The sequence below is a fragment of the Microbacterium testaceum genome, assembly GCF_001476655.1.
GTDB classification, from domain to species: Bacteria; Actinomycetota; Actinomycetes; order Actinomycetales; family Microbacteriaceae; genus Microbacterium; species Microbacterium testaceum_C.
This window is the reverse complement of sequence record NZ_LDRT01000255.1, coordinates 1-3,149: the sequence shown is the minus strand read 5'-3', so window position 1 is coordinate 3,149 and position 3,149 is coordinate 1. Positions and strand designations below refer to the sequence as shown.

Genomic DNA, 3,149 nt, shown 5'->3' with positions numbered 1-3,149 from the left:
GCGCGGGGGTCTCGACGCGCGGCGGAATCGGTTCGGCCGGGCGCAGGGCGCGCGTCGCCGTCGTGACCGCGGCGGCGGGAGGGGGCGCAGCGGTCCGCGCGAGGGCGGCGATCAGGGCGGAGCGCATCTCGTCGGCATCCGCGTATCGGAGATCGGGATCCTTCAGCAGAGCGCGTACCACGACCCTGTCGAGCGCCGGCGGGATGCCGCGTCGACCGACCGAGGGGACGGGCGGGGGCGCACTCAGGTGCCCCCTCATGACTGCGGCGCGGTCACCTCCGCCGAAGGGTGCCCGCCCGGTGAGCGCGAAGTACAGCAGGCCGCCCACCTGATACAGGTCGCCCGCCGGGCCGACGGCCCCGCCGGACAGCTGTTCCGGAGAGGCGAAGTGCGCGTTGCCGACGATCCCAGCGGTCGCCGCGGTGACGGAGCTGCGCAGGACGTCGTCTCCGTGGGTCGTCTCCCCCGCGGCGTCGGCGAGGCCGAAGTCGAGGAGGGTGGCCCGCAGCCCCCCATCCGAGGATCGGACGAGGACGTTGGCCGGCGACACGTCGCGATGGACGAGACCGGCCCGGTGGACCGCCGCGAGACCGGACAGGACGTCCGAGGCGACCTCGATCGCCTCGTCGACGGCGAGCCCCTCTCCGGGGGGCACGAGCTCGGCGAGGCTCGTCCCCTCCACGAGCTGCTGCGCGATCCACGCGATGGGGGTCCCTCCGTCCACGAAGGTCCCGAGGTCGACGATGGTGACGACACAGGGGTGGGACAGAGTGGCGATACGCCGCGCCTCATCGAGGAACGCCGCGCGGACGGCGGGACTCTCGGAGAGATGCGGATGCAGGAGCTTGACCGCCACCTGGCGCCCGGTCGCGGTGTCGACGGCGGAGAAGACCGACGCCGTTCCCCCGGAACCCAGCAGGCCGCCCAGGCGGAACCGCCCGGCGATCACGCCTGCCCGGTCGTCGTCACCCACGACGACGCCCGGGCGGTCGGTCGAACGGCGCGAGAGGGCTCACGTGGTCCGGTCCAGGACGCGTGAGCGCCGCCCGGAAGCGGTGCCGATGCTCACGCCGTCGACGACGTTCGCCGTGGCGAAGACCTTCGCGGCGGTCCGCCCGGCGGCGGATGCCTCACCGGCGGATTCGTACCACCGCGCGGTGGTCATCACCGGGAGGCCCGCGCTGCGCAGGACCCACGCGTGCTTCGTGGAGCTGGGGCCGCGGACGGCTGTCAGCTGGAGCTGGCCCACGCGGGCCTGGTCTTGGCGTGCGGCCTCGACCGCCGCAGCGGGCGACGCGAACACCGCCGCACACCGCGCCAGTTCCCGGTTGTTGGTGGCGAGCAGACGCCAGACCCCGAAGACGCCGAAGGTGACGACGCTCGTCCCGGCCGGGGAGGCCTGCGCTTCGAGCTGCCCTCCCGCAAGCTCGGGGAGCAGCTGGGACCGCAGCAGGAGCCAAGCGGCCAGGCGCGGGTCGTAGGTGGAACGGAAAGTGTCGAAGATCACGCGCCCGAGGCGGGCGCGCGTGACGGAGAGTCGATCGCTCACGGAAGGCCCCTGTCTGGCGGACGGTGCGCCAGACGTTTCGGGTCGTCAGGCGGTCGTCCGCAGAACAGAAAGTGCCCGCGTTCTGTTTCCACCGCGCGAGCAGGGGGTGAACGACCGGTTCACCAGCCCGCAACGATTCGCGACATAGGGTGATTTCTCCGAAACGAGCGCGCCGCGCCCGCGACGTGCGTCAGAGCGTGCGGCGACCTTCGAAAGCGCGTCCCAGGGTGACCTCGTCGGCGTACTCGAGGTCGCCTCCGACCGGAAGACCGGATGCCAATCGCGTGACGCGGATCTCGAGCGTGTGCAGCAGACGGCTGAGGTAGGTGGCCGTCGCCTCGCCCTCGAGGTTGGGGTTCGTCGCGAGGATCACCTCTTGCACCGTGCCGTCAGCCAACCGTTGCATGAGCTGCGCGACACGCAGGTCGTCGGGGCCGATACCCGCGATCGGGCTGATCGCGCCACCGAGTACGTGGTAGAGACCGCGGAACTCCCGGGTGCGCTCGATCGCCGCGACGTCTTTCGCGTCTTCGACGACGCAGATGAGCGCGGGGTTACGGCGCGGATCGCGGCAGATCGAGCAGCGCTCCTGCTCGGAGACGTTGCCGCAGATCTCGCAGAACTTCACCTTGTCGCGGATCTCGCCCAGCAGCGTCGACAACCGAGACACGTCGAAACTCGGCGACTGCAGGATGTGGAACGCGATGCGCTGCGCGGACTTCGGACCGATTCCCGGGAGCCGCCCGAACTCGTCGATCAGGTCTTGGACGATGCCGTCGTACATCAGGTGAACCTCGTCGGGGGCTCATAGGGCTCGTCGCGCAGGTAGGTCGCGCCGAGCATCTGGCGGACGACCGCCTCGCCGTAGCGCTGCACACCGCCCCGCAGCGGGGGCATCCGGGGAACGACGACGGGCGGGACGGGCGCGTCCGGGGCTTCGTCGGCGGGCGGAATGACGTCGTCGTCGTCGACCTCATCGGGGGCCGGGACGGATCGAGAGACCTCGGTGGGCGGCAGGACGCCCCCTTCGCGCGCGCGCGGCGCGACAGCGGGCGACGGGCGTGCCTCTTCGGGTTCGTCGTCGACGGCGAGAGCCGTGGCGGGGGCTGTCGCTCCCGGCGCGGCTCCGGGGATCGGGGCGACGGCCCAGTCGGTGACGCTCGCCGAGTACGGGGCCGACGCGCGCGCGGGGGCCGCGGGTTTCGCTCCCCCGCGGGGCGGGGCGGAGGGACCGCCTGCGGGAACAGACGGCCCGGGGCCACCGGGGCCGTCTCCGTCGAGGCGCGCGAGGTACTTCACCCGCACACCGAGGACGGCGAGGATCGCCTGACGAAGGTCTTCGCTCGGACCCCCCTCTGCCGTACGGGTCTTGAAGGACGTCAAGTCGCCGGCGGTGCGGAAGAGGAGCGTGAGGACGTCGTCGTCGAAGGCGGCGACCGTCGAGGTCGACACGATGAGCCACGACGAGCGACTGGCCACCTCGAGCTGAGCGAGGATCTCGGGCCAGGCGTCGCGCACATGCCCGAGTTCGATCGGACCGACGGGGGCCGCCGGGGGCGTGGGGGCGACCGGCTCGAGAGGCGAGGGGTCTGCACCGGCG

General features: G+C 72.2%; 3 protein-coding genes and 1 pseudogene. All 4 read right to left on the bottom strand.

Annotated elements, in window-relative coordinates:
- A partial coding sequence (locus NS220_RS18840; protein WP_153004384.1) for a serine/threonine-protein kinase occupies positions 1–973 on the bottom strand: 973 nt, incomplete at its 3' end.
- A gap of 39 nt (positions 974–1,012) precedes the next feature.
- Entirely contained in the window at positions 1,013–1,549 is a 537-nt protein-coding gene (locus NS220_RS18835; protein ID WP_058625471.1) for a hypothetical protein, read from the bottom strand.
- 190 nt (positions 1,550–1,739) lie between these two features.
- Positions 1,740–2,333: a recombination mediator RecR gene (recR, locus tag NS220_RS18830; RefSeq protein WP_058232585.1), complete on the bottom strand. Its 594-nt coding sequence runs from the start codon at positions 2,331–2,333 to the stop codon at positions 1,740–1,742.
- A pseudogene (locus tag NS220_RS18825) lies at positions 2,333–3,149 on the bottom strand (DNA polymerase III subunit gamma and tau); the annotation flags it as partial. The pseudogene NS220_RS18825 and the gene recR, both read right to left, overlap by 1 nt.